General features: G+C 69.9%; 10 protein-coding genes. 6 read left to right on the top strand and 4 right to left on the bottom strand.

Going from position 1 to position 15,140, the window contains the following annotated elements; all coding sequences use genetic code 11:
* Window positions 1-70 precede the first annotated feature (70 nt).
* The 4 genes from QWZ14_RS28495 to folE all read left to right on the top strand — a co-directional run bounded on the left by QWZ14_RS28495 (window position 71) and on the right by folE (window position 8,337).
* A complete protein-coding gene (locus tag QWZ14_RS28495) occupies window positions 71-1,318 on the top strand; it encodes an efflux RND transporter periplasmic adaptor subunit (protein ID WP_290320446.1) in 1,248 nt (415 codons plus the stop codon).
* A complete protein-coding gene (locus tag QWZ14_RS28490; RefSeq protein WP_290320445.1) occupies window positions 1,315-4,461 on the top strand; it encodes an efflux RND transporter permease subunit in 3,147 nt (1,048 codons plus the stop codon). Before QWZ14_RS28495 ends, QWZ14_RS28490 begins: the two co-directional genes overlap by 4 nt.
* A 2-nt stretch (window positions 4,462-4,463) precedes the next feature.
* Window positions 4,464-7,559, top strand: a complete 3,096-nt coding sequence (locus QWZ14_RS28485; protein WP_290320444.1) for an efflux RND transporter permease subunit — start codon at window positions 4,464-4,466, stop codon at window positions 7,557-7,559.
* Between the two features lie 187 nt (window positions 7,560-7,746).
* Window positions 7,747-8,337 (top strand): GTP cyclohydrolase I FolE, encoded by a 591-nt coding sequence (folE, locus tag QWZ14_RS28480; RefSeq protein WP_290320443.1) that lies wholly within the window; start codon window positions 7,747-7,749, stop codon window positions 8,335-8,337.
* Here the strand turns inward: folE and QWZ14_RS28475 are convergent.
* Together QWZ14_RS28475 and QWZ14_RS28470 are read right to left on the bottom strand one after the other, a co-directional pair.
* Window positions 8,334-9,830: an amidohydrolase family protein gene (locus QWZ14_RS28475; protein ID WP_290320442.1), complete on the bottom strand. Its 1,497-nt coding sequence runs from the start codon at window positions 9,828-9,830 to the stop codon at window positions 8,334-8,336. The two genes, folE and QWZ14_RS28475, sit on opposite strands and share 4 nt — an antisense overlap.
* A gap of 64 nt (window positions 9,831-9,894) precedes the next feature.
* Window positions 9,895-10,665, bottom strand: coding sequence for a DUF169 domain-containing protein (locus QWZ14_RS28470; RefSeq protein ID WP_290320441.1), 771 nt, complete (start codon window positions 10,663-10,665; stop codon window positions 9,895-9,897).
* 104 nt (window positions 10,666-10,769) lie between these two features.
* On the opposite strand from QWZ14_RS28470, the gene QWZ14_RS28465 reads away from it, so the two are divergent.
* Complete coding sequence (locus QWZ14_RS28465) at window positions 10,770-11,723, top strand: acetamidase/formamidase family protein (RefSeq protein WP_290320440.1); 954 nt, start codon at window positions 10,770-10,772, stop codon at window positions 11,721-11,723.
* A gap of 7 nt (window positions 11,724-11,730) precedes the next feature.
* Here the strand turns inward: QWZ14_RS28465 and QWZ14_RS28460 are convergent, their stop codons facing one another.
* A complete protein-coding gene (locus QWZ14_RS28460) occupies window positions 11,731-12,960 on the bottom strand; it encodes a hypothetical protein (RefSeq protein WP_290320439.1) in 1,230 nt (409 codons plus the stop codon).
* A gap of 100 nt (window positions 12,961-13,060) precedes the next feature.
* Here QWZ14_RS28460 and QWZ14_RS28455 point away from each other — a divergent pair, with 100 nt between their 5' ends.
* Window positions 13,061-14,293, top strand: coding sequence for a metal-dependent hydrolase family protein (locus tag QWZ14_RS28455; RefSeq protein WP_290320438.1), 1,233 nt, complete (start codon window positions 13,061-13,063; stop codon window positions 14,291-14,293).
* Window positions 14,294-14,335: 42 nt separating this feature from the next.
* Here the strand turns inward: QWZ14_RS28455 and QWZ14_RS28450 are convergent, their stop codons facing one another.
* Window positions 14,336-14,965: a glutathione S-transferase family protein gene (locus QWZ14_RS28450; protein WP_290320437.1), complete on the bottom strand. Its 630-nt coding sequence runs from the start codon at window positions 14,963-14,965 to the stop codon at window positions 14,336-14,338.
* Between the last annotated feature and the right edge of the window lie 175 nt (window positions 14,966-15,140).

Raw genomic sequence — 15,140 nt, 5'->3', positions numbered from 1 at the left:
GCCCTTTCATGGGGTGGTGCCAGGCCGGGCGTAGTACGTTAGCCCCTTGTCTCGAGGTAGCCGATCTTCCATGCGCCGTTTCCTGATCCTGCTGCTGGCCATCGGAGTGCTCGGCGGTGCCGGCTATGCCGCCTGGAGATACTGGCCCGGCCGGCAGGCCGCCCCTACGGCGGAGGCGCCGCGGGGCGGCGGTGGGCCGCGGGGCGGGCCCCGGGGCGGCGTGGTGCCGGTCACGGTGGCGCCGGCGCAGCGCCAGGACGTGCCGATCATGCTGGACGCCATCGGCACGGTGCAGGCGCTCAACACCATCACCATCCGGGCCCAGGTCGACGGCCAGCTGGTCGAGATCGGCTTTATCGAGGGGCAGATGGTCAAGCGAGGCGACGTGCTGGCGCGGATCGACCCCCGCAGCTACCAGGCGGCGCTTGATCAGGCGATCGCCAAGAAGGCGCAGGACGAGGCCCAGCTCGCCAATGCCCGGCTTGACCTGCAGCGCTACGTCACCCTGGCGCGGAACGAGGGCGTCTCGCGCCAGCAACAGGACACGCAGCGCGCCCAGGTCGCGCAGTTCGAGGCCCTGGTCGCCTCCGACCAGGGGGCGATCGACGCGGCGCAAACCCAGCTTTCCTTCACCACCATTCGCTCGCCGATCGACGGTCGGGTCGGGCTGCGCCTGGTGGACCAGGGCAACCTGGTGCGGTCGGGCGATGCGACCGGCATCGTCACCGTCTCTCAGCTGCAGCCCATCGCGGCGACCTTCACCCTGCCGCAGCAGGAGATCGGCCGGGTGCTGGAAGCGCTCGGGCGCGGTTCGGTCCCCGTCGAGGCGCTGCGGCCAGCCGGCGGCGGCGCCGGCAATGCCGCCCCGATCACCGGCGAGCTGCTCACCATCGACAGCGCGGTCGATGCGACCACCGGCACGATCAAGCTGAAGGCGACCTTCGGCAACGAGGACGGCCGGCTCTGGCCGGGTGCCTTCGTCACCGTGCGGCTGCGGGTCGATACCGTGAACGACGCGGTGACGGTGCCGCTCGTGGCGGTGCAGCGCGGCCCGGACGGCGCCTATGCCTTCGTCCTCAAGGCGGACAATACGGTGGAGCAGCGGCCGCTCCAGCTCGGCGTGCTGACGGCCAGCGAGGCGGTGGTGCGCCGCGGAGTCGAACCGGGGGAGAAGGTGGTCACCTCGGGCGCGCTGCGGCTCAGCGCCGGGACGGCGGTGAACCCGACGGACGAGGCGCCGCCGACCAATGCACCGGCGCCAGGTCAGCGGCGCCTGCGGCCGCGGCAGGCGGCGGATGCGGCGCCTGCCCCGCGGTGAACATCTCCGCCCCCTTCATCGCCCGGCCGATCGCCACGATGCTGCTGTCGATCGCGGTGCTTCTCTGCGGCCTCTTCGGCTACCTCCGGCTGCCGGTCTCGGCGCTGCCGGAGGTGGACTTCCCGACCATCGAGGTGACCACCAGCCTGCCCGGCGCCTCGCCCGAGACGGTGGCGCTGCTGGTGACCGCCTCGCTGGAGCGGCAGCTGGCGATGATCGCCGGGCTGACCGACATCGTCTCGACCAGCGGGCCGGGGACCAGCCGCATCACCATGCAGTTCAACCTCGGCCGCAACATCGACGATGCCGCGCAGGACGTGCAGGCGGCGATCAACGCGGCGCGCGGCACCCTGCCGGCCAACCTGCCCTACCCGCCGACCTATGCGAAGGTGAACCCGGCAGATCCGCCGATCATCACCCTGGCGCTGACCTCGGAGACACTGCCGATCTACCGGCTGTCGGATGCGGCGGATACCCTCCTCGGCCAGCGGCTCAGCCAGGTGAGCGGCGTTGGCCGGGTGCTGGTGCAGGGAAACATGCGGCCGGCGGTGCGGCTGCAGGCGGACCCCGTCCGGCTCGCGGCCTACGGGCTCTCCCTCGAGGACGTGCGGACCACCGTCTCCGCCGGCAACGTCAATACGCCGAAAGGCAGCGTCGACGGGCCGCGCCAGGCCAGCGCCGTCATGGCGAACGACCAGATCACCCGGCCGGAGGATTTCGCCGGCCTCATCGTCGCCTGGCGCAACGGCGCGCCGGTGCGCATGAGCGACGTCGCCACCGCGGTGCAGGACCTGGAGAATACCCTGACCGGTGCCTGGTACGACGGCCATCCGGCCGTGCTGATCGACGTGCAGCGCCAGCCCGGGGCCAACATCGTCAATACCGTGGCCGAGATCCGCGGCCAGCTGGCGGCGCTGCAGCGCGGCCTGCCGCAGGGCGCGCGCCTGGCGGTGGTGTCGGACCGGACCGAGACCATCCGCGCCTCGGTCCACGACGTGCAGTTCACCCTGGCGCTGGCGGTGGTGCTGGTGGTCGCGGTGATCTTCGTCTTCCTCCGCAGCCTGCGCGCCACCATCATCCCCGGCGTGGCGCTGCCGCTCTCGATCGTCGGCACCTTCGGCGTCATGGCGCTCTGCGGCTTCTCGCTCGACAACCTCTCGCTCATGGCCCTGACCATCGCCACCGGCTTCGTGGTCGACGACGCCATCGTCATGATCGAGAATATCGTCCGGCTGATCGAGGAGGGAAAGAAGCCGCTCGAGGCCGCCTACGAGGGCGCGCGGCAGATCGGCTTCACCGTGGTTTCGCTGACCGTGTCGCTGATCGCGGTCTTCATCCCGCTGCTGTTCATGCCGGGGGTGGTCGGGCGGCTGTTCCAGGAGTTCGCGCTCACCCTCACCATCGCCGTGCTGGTGTCGATGGTCGTCTCGCTGACCCTGACGCCGATGATGTGCGCCTACATGCTGCGGCCGCAGGACGACCGCCAGCCGGGCCGCATCAGCCAGGCCACCGAGCGCTTCTTCGATGCCAGCCGGGATGCCTATGGCCGCAGCCTGCAGGTGGCGCTGCGCCATCAGGGGCTGATGCTGGTGCTGGCGACGCTGACCGTCGCCGGCACGGTCTGGATGTACGTCACCATGCCGAAGGGCTTTCTGCCGCAGCAGGACACCGGCCAGCTGGTGGCGACGGTGGAGGCGCCCGACGACGTCTCCTTCGGCCGCATGTCGAGCCTGCAGGCCCTGGTGGCGGAGGTCATCCGGGCCGATCCCGACGTGATCGGCGTGGCCTCGGTGGTCGGGGCCGGGGTGGTCAATTCGGCGCAGAACACCGGCCGCATCAGCGCCGTGCTGCGGCCGCGCGACGAGCGTGCCGCCGATGTCCGGGCCATCGTCGCCCGGCTGCAACCGAAGCTGGATGCGCTGGTCGGCGTGGTGGTGCACCTGCAGCCGGTGCAAGACATCCAGATCGGCTCCCGCCCCGGCAGCACGCAGTTCCAGTACACCTTGATGAACCCCGACGCGGTGGAGCTGGGCCGCTGGGCACCGCTGCTCGAGGCGAAGCTCGGCACCCTGCCGATGCTGCGCGACATCGCCTCCGACCAGCGCGACGGGGGCATCCGCGTCACGGTCGACGTGGACCGCGACCTGGCCGGGCGGCTCGGGGTGACCATGCAGGCGGTGGACGACGTGCTCTACGATGCCTTCGGGCAGCGGCAGATCAGCACCATCTATGCCCAGAACAACCAGTACCGCGTGGTCCTGGAGGCCTCCCCCGAAATCCGCGACGACCCGCAGATGATCGGCCTGCTGCGGGTGCCGGCGACGGCGGGGCAGCAGGCGACCGCCCAGGGCACCCCGGCGACCAGCACCGGCACGGCCCAGGTGCCGCTGTCCGAGATCGCCCGCATCGGCCGCGGCGCCGGGCCGCTGACGGTGACCAAGCAGGGGCAGTTCCCCGCGGTGACCATCGGCTTCGACCTAGCGCATGGCGCCTCATTGGGCGACGCGGTCAAGGCGATCCGCGCGGCCGAGGCCGAGATCGGCATGCCCGATACCATCAGCGGCAGCTTCGCCGGCGACGCCGCGGAGTTCCAGCGGTCGCTGGAAGGCGAGCCCTGGCTGATCCTGGCCGCGCTCATCGTCATCTACATCGTGCTGGGGGTGCTCTACGAAAGCTTCATCCATCCGATCACGATCCTCTCGACCTTGCCCTCCGCCGGGATCGGCGCGCTGCTGGCGCTGCAGCTCTTCGGCCTCGACCTGTCGGTGGTCGGGCTGATCGGCATCGTGCTGCTGATGGGCATCGTCAAGAAGAACGCCATCATGATGATCGACTTCGCGCTGGAGGCGCAGCGCGACCACGGCCTGGCGCCGCGCGAGGCGATCGTCGAGGCCAGCCTCAAGCGCTTCCGGCCCATCATGATGACCACCATGGCAGCCCTGCTGGGGGCGCTGCCGCTGGTGCTGGAGAGCGGCACCGGCTCCGAGCTGCGCCTGCCGCTCGGCGTCTCGGTGGTCGGCGGGCTGCTGCTGAGCCAGGTGATCACCCTCTACACCACGCCGGTGATCTACCTGGCGATGGAGGAGGTGCGGGCCTTCGCCATCCGCCTGGCGCGGCCCGCCCGCACCCTGCCGGCGGAATAGCCGTGTCGGTCTCCGAGCCATTCATCCGCCGGCCGATCGCCACCGCGCTGCTGTCGATCGGCGTGGCGCTTGCCGGGCTTGTCGCCTACTTCAACCTGCCGGTGGCACCCCTGCCGAGCGTTGACCTGCCGACCATCGTCGTCTCCGCCAGCCAGCCCGGCGCCGATCCGGCGACCATGTCCTCCTCTGTCGCGGGACCGCTGGAGCGTCGGCTCGGGGCCATCGCCGGCGTCTCCGAGATGACCTCGACCTCCTCGCTTGGCAGCACCAGCATCGTGGTGCAGTTCGACCTCTCCCGCGACGTGGAGGGAGCGGCGCGCGACGTCCAGGCGGCGATCAACGCGGCCGGCAGCGACCTGCCGGCCGGGCTTCCCTCCCCGCCCAATTTCCGCAAGGCCAATCCGGGCGATGCGCCGGTGCTCATCATGTCGATGGCCTCCGAGACCGTCTCCCCCGGCGCGGTCTACGACGCGGCCGACAGCGTCGTGGCGCCCCGCATCGCCCAGGTCCGCGGCGTCGCCCAGGTCATCATCGCAGGCGCCGAGCAGCCGGCCATCCGGGTGACGGTGAACCCGGCGGCGGCGAAATCCGCCGGCGTCGACCTCGAGGCCCTGCGCCGCGCCATCGCCGCCAACAACGTGACCCAGGCGACCGGGCTGATCGACGGCACCGACCAATCCGCGGCGGTGATGGTGAACGACCGCCTCAGCACGCCCGAGGATTTCGGCCGGATCATCGTCAAATCGGCCAATGGCTCCATCGTCCGCGTCTCCTCGGTCGCCCGGGTCTCCCTGGATGTGCGGGACCGCCGCCAGGGCGGGTCGGTCGATGGCCGGCCGGCGGTGATGATGATCATCTTCAAGCAGTCGGACGCCAACGTCATCCAGGTGGTGGACGGCATCCAGGCGCTGATGCCGCAACTGCAGAAATGGCTGCCGGGCGGCGTGGTGATCAGCACGATCCGCGACCGGTCGGAGACGATCCGCGCCAGCGTGCACGACGTGCAGCAGACCCTGCTGATCTCGATCGCGCTGGTCATCGCCGTGGTGGCGCTCTTCCTCGGGCGGACCTCGGCCGTCGCGGCGGCCGGCGCCTCGGTGCCGCTGTCGCTGCTCGGGACGCTGGCGGTGATGTGGCTGCTGGGCTACTCGCTCGACAACCTGTCGCTCATGGCGCTGACGATCTCGGTCGGTTTCGTGGTCGACGATGCCATCGTCATGATCGAGAACATGGCGCGGCTGATGGAACGCGGCATGCGGCCCTTCGAGGCGGCGCTGGAGGGGGCGAAGCAGATCGGCTTCACCGTGGTCTCGATCACCGTCTCGCTGATCGCGGTCTTCATCCCCCTGCTGTTCATGGGCGGCATCGTCGGGCGGCTGTTCCGCGAGTTCTCGGCGACGCTGGCCATCGCGGTGGCCATCTCGGGCGTGGTGTCGCTGACGCTGACCCCGATGATGGCGGCGCATCTCGCCCGGACGGCCCCGCCCAAGCCGGGCGTCATCAACCGCGGCGTCGACTGGTCCATGGCGAAGCTGACCCGCGGCTACCTCTGGTCCCTGCAGCACGTGCTGCAATTCCGCCGGATCATGCTGGTGGTGACCCTGGCGCTGATCGGGCTTACCGTCTGGCTCTACATGATCGTGCCGAAGGGCTTCTTCCCGGACCAGGACACCGGCCTGCTGATCGGCACCACCCGGGGACCGCCGGAGACCTCCTTCCAGTCCATGCAGCAGATGCAGGAGCGGGTGGTGGCGATCGTGATGCGGGACCCGGCGGTGGCCGGCATCGCCTCCTCCGTCGGCGGCGGCGGCGGCAATTCCTCGGTCAGCCAGGGGCGGCTCTTCGTCAGCCTCAAGCCTCTGGCGGAACGGGACAATGCCACCGCCAGCCAGGTGATCGACCGGCTGCGGCGGCCGCTGGCGGGCATGGCGGGAATGCAGGTCTTCCTGCGCTCGGTGCAGGACATCGGCATCGGCGGGCGGGCGGGGAATGCGCAGTTCCAGTTCGTCCTGCTCTCGCCGGACCTCGAGGGGCTCGAGACATGGTCCGAGATCCTGGTGCAGAGGTTGCGGACGGTCGAGGGGCTCACCGATGTCTCCTCCGACCAGCAGCGGGCCGGGCTGGTGACCCGGCTGGTGATCGACCGGGAGGCCGCGGCGCGGCTCGGCGTCAGCATCTCGGCCGTGGCGACCGCGCTGAACAACGGCTTCTCGCAGCGGCAGGTCTCCATCATCTATCGCGCCCGCAACCAGTACCGGGTCGTGCTGGAGTTGGAGCCTGGGCTGCAGCAGTACCCCGAGCAGGTGGACGACATCTACGTCCCGGGCGCCGGCGGCACCCAGGTGCCGCTCTCGAGCGTCGTGCAGCTCAGCCGGACGACGGCGCCGCTGGCGGTCACCCACCAGGGGCAGTTCCCGGCGGCGACGCTGACCTTCAACCTGGCGCCGGGCATGTCGCTCGGCCAGGCGGCGGCGGCGGTGGAACAGGCGGCGATCGATGTCGGCCTGCCGGATGGGATGCGGACCGAATTCGCCGGCAATGCCAAGGCCTTCCAGTCCTTCGCCCGGGACCAGCCGCTGCTGATCCTGGCGGCGCTGCTGACGATCTACATCGTCCTTGGCGTACTGTACGAGCATCTGCTGCACCCCATCACCATCCTGTCGACGCTGCCGACGGCGGGCATCGGCGCGCTGCTGGCACTGATCGTCACCGGCACCCCCTTCACCGTCATCGCATTGATCGGGGTGATCCTGCTCATGGGCATCGTGAAGAAGAACGCCATCATGCTGGTTGACTTCGCGTTGGAACATGAGCGGAGCCAGGGCATCGGCGGAGTGGAGGCCATCATGGCGGCCTGCGAGGAACGGTTCCGGCCTATCCTGATGACGACCCTGGCGGCGGTCTTCGGTGCGGTGCCGCTGGCGCTGGCCTCCGGTGCCGGCGCCGAGCTGCGCCAGCCGCTCGGCGTCACCATCATCGGCGGCCTGCTGCTGTCGCAGCTGCTGACGCTCTACACCACGCCGGTCGTCTATCTGGCACTCGACGGCTTTGGCCGGAAGCGGCAGCGGACGGCCGCAACGCTGGCGCCGGCCGAATAGCCGTGGACGTGGCGCAGGCAAGCGGCAGGACGAGCCTTGGATGGCGCTGCCGGCGGCGCCGGCTGAGGTTTGGCCCGGCAATCAGGACTTTCCAGCCGCCGCCCCAGCGGAGCGACCGGTACGGGCTGGAACATCAGTATCCGAACGATGCGGTTCCACGCGCGTTGGCATCCACAGGAGGACCACTATGACCCTGCCCGCCACCCCAACCGGCCGTCCGAGCCGGGAAGAAGCCGAAGCCGCCGTCCGCGTCCTGCTCCGCTGGGCCTGCGACGATCCGACGCGGGAGGGCCTGCTGGACACGCCGGCCCGTGTCGTCCGCTCCTACGAGGAATACTTCGCCGGCTACGCCACCGACCCCGTGGCGATGCTCGAGCGTACCTTCGCCGAAGTCGAGGGCTACGACGAGATCGTGCTGCTCAAGAACATCCGGCTGGAGAGCTATTGCGAGCATCACATGGTGCCCATCATCGGACATTGCCACGTCGCCTACCTTCCGGACCGCCGGGTGGTCGGGATCAGCAAGCTGGCGCGGGTGGTCGAGGCCTATGGCAAGCGGCTGCAGATCCAGGAGAAGCTGACGGCGCAGATCGCCAATACGATCGAGCGGGTGCTGCAGCCGCGCGGTGTGGCGGTGATCATCGAAAGCGCCCACCAGTGCATGACCACGCGCGGTGTGCACCAGACCGGCGTGACCATGGTCACCAGCCGGATGCTGGGCGCCTTCCGCGCCAATCCCGATACGCGGCGGGAGTTGCTCTCCCTGATCCAGGGCTAGCCGGCGGCGACGTAGCCGTAGGCGAGGTTGCTGCGCTCGCCGCCGGCGGCGGCGTATTGCGCCTTGGCGCGGGAAACGCCGTCGCCGTCCAGGGCGGCGCGGCGAGTGTCGTAGCGGTACATCTTCACCGAGTTCTCGCTGAAGATGGCCGACTTCACCGGACCATCCGCGGCGCCGAGTGGCGCGTAGCCGTAGCGGCGTTGCATGTCCTCGGGGATCTCGAGGCGGCGCAGCGCCTCGATCTGCCATTGCGGCGATCCGGTCCAGACCGCATCCGTGCCCCAGACCACATGGTCGGCACCCAGGCCCTTCACCAATATGCCCATCAGCGCCGCCGCCAGCCGCGGCTGCACCACCGTGGTCTGGGCGAAGATCTGGCCAAGGTCGCCATAGACGTTGCTGACGCCATATTTGGCCGGGATCTCGGCGAGGTCGCTGGTCCATTCGACCCGGCCGGTCCGGTCGAACTGCTCCAGCCCCTGCTCCGCCGTGCCGCCGCCGGCGAAGCGATAGGCCGAGTGGTAGACGACGAAGCGCATCTGCGGCCAGTCCTTCGCCGCGCGGCCGAGGTCATCCACCGTCGCATAGGGCCGCAGATGCGGAAATCGCGCCTCGATGCTCGGCGGGAAGAGCCCCTTGTGGACGCAGACGATGTCGTGCCCGGCCTTCAGCAGGCGTTCGTAGAAAGGATAGAGCAGCGTTTCGTCGTCGAGCCGCCAGGGGTATTGCGCCAGGTTCTTGTTGGTATTGTCGCCGATCGTATAGCCCTTGAAGCTATCGGGCTTCAGCTCCTCGATGGCGCGGTCGACCTGTTCCAGCCAGCCGGGCTGGCCGGGGGTGAAGATGGCATGGCTCATCGCCCGGCGGGTGCCGGCGGCCTCGTTGATCCGGCGGCGGGCATTGAACTTCATCTCGTTGGTCAGGAACCAGTCGGCCGGCTCGTCCGAGGGGGCGCCGCTGATCAGTGCCACCTTGGTGTCGCTGTCGAGGAAGACCTCCTTGAACCAGTTGGCATACATCAGGCTGTCGATGCTCTGGTCCTGCGGATTCAGTGCCGGGTTCCAGCCGGCACGTCCCACCGCCTTCCGCATCTCGACGAAGCCCATCAGCCTTGTGTCCTCGCGCAGGTAATGCGTGTGGACATCCATGATGAACTGGTCGCGCAGCGCGGCGGACCGGGCCTCCGCACGGTCGGGCTCGGCCGCCTCGGCGCGGTTCACGCCGAAGACCGGGCCGTAGACATCGTTCATCGCCACGAAGGCCGCCGCCATGCCGGCGGCGGTGGCCAGGAAGCGGCGGCGGTCCAGCCCCTGGTGCCCGCCCAGCTCATCCGCCATGGACTTGATCCGGGCCTCGACCTGCCGCTGCTGCGCGGTCTGCGGCACCGGGGCGAACTCATCCGATGAGACCACCTGGGTCGGGATCGGCGAGCGGAACATCGCCTCCTGCGCCGGACGCAGCGCGGCGACCTCGTCCTCCGTCAGGAACCCCATCGGACCTCTCCCTGATTTTGCCCGGAGCATCGCGTCCCGTCCGGGCAAGCTTCAAGAGAAATCCTCAGGGCTTGGCGTAGCTCACCCCCATGCCGGCGGAAGGATCGTTCTGGATGCCATAGGGCGCGATGGGATAGCGCAGCCCGTTCTTCGCCAGCGCCTGCATGCCATTCACCGCGATCCGCAGGTCGGCCGGCTTCAGCGCCATCAGCATCTCCTCGTCCGGCACCCCGCCGTAGCGGCGCTCGGCGTAGCAGGGCAGCGAGAGGCTGGGCTCGCCGGTTTTCAGCGCCCGGCCCCAGCTGTCGGCGCAGGCGCTCTCGCCGGCGACGCTCCATTCGAACTTCCGGTAATTGCGGTACTGCAGCCCGTTGATAAGGATGATCATCTGGCCCGGGGTGGCATAGACCAGGCAGATGTCGGGGTCGGGAATGCGGCCGCTCTCGTACGGGCTGACCGCCATCGCCTGGTAGCGGCCATAGGGCACCACATCCAGCGCCTCCTGCCGGGCCTGGGCATCCGGCTGGGTGCCATGCCAGATGCCGACATATTTTTCGCCCCGCCGCCATTCCTCGTCATGGGGCGCCAGGCCGATGACGGCGCGGCACTGGCTGCCGACCAGGTCGGCTCCGGTGATGCCGACGGTCCAGCCGAGCCGCGAGGCCATGCTGACGATCTGGTCCGTGGCATGGACGGTCTTCGGCCGGCGGATGCGGGGAATCGCCTCCATCTCGGCCACCGTCTCGTACATCTTCATGGCCGTCACGGTGGTCTTCAGCCGCAACAGCGCATTCAGCTCGGCGACGAGGCGCGACGCCTCGGACTGGTCGGACATGGCTGGTTTCCTCCTGGGCGACAGACTACCCCACAGCGGCGGTCGGTTGACCATGGCCCAGCGGCATGCCGAGACTGCCGGCTTCCTGCCCGAGAGACCCTGCCATGGCCCAGCATAGCCTTCGCGCCACCCCGGAGACCGTCCGCATCGGCGCCTTCGACGCCCGCTTCCCCGCGGTGATGACCGTCGCCTCGGGCGATACCGTGCAGGTGCAATGCGTCTCCGGCCGCGAGGAGGTGCTGCCGCCCCCGGGCAGCGGCCTGGCCGTGCCGCCGGAGCTCACGGCCATCATCGCGGCCAATCCGGGCATGGTCCCGGGCCATATCTGCAGCGGTCCCATCGCCATCGCCGGCGCCATGCCGGGCGACATGCTGGAGGTGCGGATCGAGGCGATCGAGCCTGGCGCCGACTGGGGCTACAACATGATCCGGCCGCTGGCCGGCACCCTGCCGGAGGATTTCCACGAAACCTCGCTGATGATCATCCCGATCGACCGGGCGGCCCGCACCTGCCGGCTGCCCTGGGGCCTCGACCTGCCGCTGGCGCCCTTCTTCGGGGTGATGGGGGTGGCGCCGCCGCCGGCCTTCGGGCGGATCGGCTCCAAGGAGCCGCGGATCCATGGCGGCAACCTCGACAACAAGGAGCTGACGGCGGGCAGCACGCTGTACCTGCCGGTTTTCGTCCCGGGAGCGAATTTCTCGGTGGGCGACGGGCATGGCGTGCAGGGCGACGGCGAGGTCTGCGTCACCGCGCTCGAGACCTGCCTGACCGGGGCCTTCACCTTCATCCTGCACAAGGCGGAGGGTGGCACGCCGCTATTGGCCCGGCCGCGGGCGGAGACGCCGACCCACCACATCACCATGGGCCTGCACGAGGATCTCGATCGGGCGATGCAGGGCGCGCTGCGGGAGATGATCGCCTTCATCGTCTCCCGCACCAATCTATCCCGCGAACAGGCCTATGCCTTCTGCTCCCTGGCGGTGGACTTCCACGTGACCCAGACGGTGAACGGCGAGAAGGGCGTGCACGGGCTGCTGAAGAAGGGGCTGCTGTTCTGAGCAGCGGCTAGCGCACCAGCCGCAGCGTCCCCGACGAGGGGATCTCGCCGGCCGATTTCTGCAGGTTGAGCAACTGCGTGGTCAGCGCCAGGACCCGCAGCGTCTGGTCCTCCGCATCATCCTGCTCGGCGACGAACCAGCGCTCGCCCCGGTACTCGGTGCCGATGCGCGACCGAGGCGGCGGCTGCGGCCAGAGCCGGAACAGCCGCGGCATCACGGTGCCGCCGCCGGCGCGCGGCACCACGAAGCGATAGGGAATCCCCTGCTCCTCCCGCCGCTGCACCGCGCCCAGGTAGTGCAGCACTTCCTCGACCGAGCGCAGGTACCAGGCGAGGCCGGTGGGCGCGGCGTGGCCCGCGGGAATAGCATGGTCCGCCACCTCGTCGGCGTTGCAGGGGTCACCCTCCTGGGTGATAGGCGAGATTTGCGGCGGCTCGTTGTCCAGGGCCAGGGCGGTGAAGGGCGGCCGCGACCCGGGCCGGCCGGGGACGCAGATGACGAGCTGGTTGACGGCGCGGTAGAGCTGCCAGCCCGGCCCGGACCGGCGCAGGCTGACGCCGGCCTCCTTCAGCATCGCCAGCCGCTCCGGCGCCGAGGCCTCCGCCCGGCTGAGCGGCGGGCCCAGCGGGATCAGCCGGGTGTAGCCATTGAAGCGCAGCGGCCCGAAGCGGGTGAGCTGGTCCACCACGGCCTGGAAGCGGTCGCAGGGTGGCAGCGCGGCGGCGCCGGCCGCGGCGCAGGCCGCTTGGGCAGCGGGGTCCAGCGCCTGCCGCGCGGCGGGGTCGTTGGTGATGATGCGGCCGCCGGGACCCTCGTCGAATTTCGAGATCAGAAGGTGCAGCAGCAGCTGGTCCGGCAGGCCGCGATCCGAGAGCAGCCGCAGCAGCACCGGGTCGATCGGCCGCAGCAGGCCGCGGGCGAATTCCTGCCGGTCGAGCGGGCCGATATCGAAGCTCGGGCTGCTCGCGGCCAGCAGGGCCGGCTGGGTCCCGTTGTTCACCGCCGTCAGATCGTAGCCGAGACCGGCCGAAAGGCTGAAGGAGCCATGGATGGCGCCGATGGTGGTGAAGTGCAGCGGCGCCCGGTCGCGGGCGCGCAGGATATTGGTGACCAGCAGCGTATCCGTCGCCGTCTCCACGGTGGCGTTGTAGGCGATGCTGTGGTCGGTGATGGTGCCGCTCAGCGAGCAGGCGGCGAGAAGCAGCGGCAGGGCCACCCAGGACAGGCGCAGGATCATGCCGCCACCATATGCCCCAGCCGGTACCCGACGCGGATGAAACCCTCGCCAGAACCGGCGGGCGGCGGCAAGCTGGGCGGACTTACTCCGGGAGTCCGCCATGGCCACCACGCTGTTCCGCAACCTGCGCCTGTTCGACGGGCTGGCCGATTCCCTCGCGGAGGGGATGGAGGTGCTGGTCGAGGGCGAGCGGATCAAGGAGGTCGCGGACCGGCCCATCGCCAGCAGCGCCGCGCGGGTGGTGGATTGCGGCGGCCGGGTGCTGATGCCGGGGCTGATCGATGCGCATGTCCATGCCTATGGCGTCGATGCCGACCTGGGCCGGCTGGACAAGCTGCCGCGCAGCCTGCAGGCGCTGCAGGCGGCGGAGCGGCTGAAGGACTCGCTGAAGCGCGGCTTCACCAGCATCCGCGACGCCGGCGGCGCCGACTGGGGCCTGGCGATCGCCTGCGAAACCGGGCTGATCACCGCACCGCGGCTTTTCTATCCCGGCCGGGCGCTGTCGCCGACCGGCGGGCATGGCGACATGCGGGCCAATGTGATGCTGGACCAGTTCTGCGGCTGCTGCGCGCCCACCCAGGCCATCGCCGTCATCGCCGACGGGGTGGACGAGGTCCGCAAGGCGGTGCGGGGCGAGCTCAAGCGCGGCGCCCATGCCATCAAGATCATGGCCAGCGGCGGCGTCGCCTCCCCCTCCGACCCGATCTATGCCCTGCAGTACAGCGACGAGGAGATCGCCTGCGCCGTCTGGGAGGCCAAGGCCTGGCGGAGCTACGTCCTCGCCCATGCCTATACGCCCGACAGCATCCACCGGGCGGTGCGGCTCGGGGTCCGCAGCATCGAGCATGCCAACCTGATCGACGCGGCGACCGCTGCCTTCATGGCGGAGAAGCAGGCCTTCGCGGTGCCGACGCTGGTGACCTACGACGCGCTGGCCGAGGAAGGCCCGGCGCTGGGCATGCCGCCCGAGAGCATGGCCAAGCTCTCCAGCGTCAGGGAGGCCGGCCTCGGCAGCCTCGAGATCCTCGGCCGGGCCGGGGTGCGGATGGGCTTCGGCACCGACCTGCTGGGCGCCATGCACCGGCGGCAGTCGGATGAATTCATCATCCGCCGGCAAGTGCTGCCGGCCGCGGCGGTGCTGCGCAGCGCGACCAGCGTGAATGCGGCGCTGCTGCAGAAGGAGGGGCAGCTGGGCGTGGTGGCGCCCGGGGCACTGGCCGACCTGATCCTGGTGGATGGCGACCCGCTGGCCGACATCGGCGTGCTGACCGGCCAGGGGGAGCGTATCCCCCTGGTGATGAAGGGCGGGGCAGCCCTGATCGATCGGCTCTAGGCCGGGTGGGGCCGGGAGGCGGCATCCTCCCGGCCGCAGCCGTCAGCCCAGCGCCACCTCGAAGCCCTTCGTCGTCGCCGGCCGCGCCATCATCCGCGCATACCAGGCGGCGACATGCGGCAGGTCGTCGAAGGGCACCAGATGCCGCTCATGCCGCCAAGCCCAGCCCAGTATGGCGAAGTCGGCCACGCTGGGCTCACCCTCGGTGGCGACGAAGTCCCGCCCGGCCAGCCGCCGGTCGAGCACGCCGTAGAGCCGCTTGGTCTCGTCGCCGTAACGCTTCACGCCGTAGTCCTTGGCCGGGCCATCGGGCTGCATCAGGAAATGATGGACCTGCCCGGGCATCGGGCCGAAGCCGCCCATCTGCCACATCAGCCACTCCAGCACCGGCACCTTGGCCCGGAGGTCGCTGGGCAGGAACTTGCCGGTCTTCTCGCCGAGGTACAGCAGGATGGCGCCGCTCTCGAAGACGGTGATCGGTGCCGCGCCCGGGCCGTCGGGATCGACGATCGCCGGGATCCGGTTGTTCGGGCTGAAGGCAAGAAACTCTGGGTTGAATTGTTCGCCCTTGCCGATATTCACGACCTTCACCGTATAGGGCAGCCTCATCTCCTCCAGCGCCACGCTGATCTTGCGGCCATTCGGGGTATTCCAGGTGTGTAGCTCGATCATGGGCTGCCTCTCTCCGCTTGCTTGGCGGGGAGCCTAGCCGAGCACCGTCATGCTGGCGAGCAACCTGCGATTGTGGCGGCGGGGCCACGCGCGGCCAAGAAGACAAGCGAGTCCCGCGAAACGGCTTCCCAACCGCGACGCGCTGCCGCACATGCAACAGGGCGGCACCGGGCTG

Origin of the sequence: Paeniroseomonas aquatica, assembly GCF_030409335.1 — a bacterium.
In the GTDB taxonomy this organism is placed as follows: Bacteria; Pseudomonadota; Alphaproteobacteria; order Acetobacterales; family Acetobacteraceae; genus Belnapia; species Belnapia aquatica.
The sequence above is the reverse complement of the archived record's forward strand: the minus strand, read 5'-3'. Positions and strand labels throughout refer to the sequence as shown.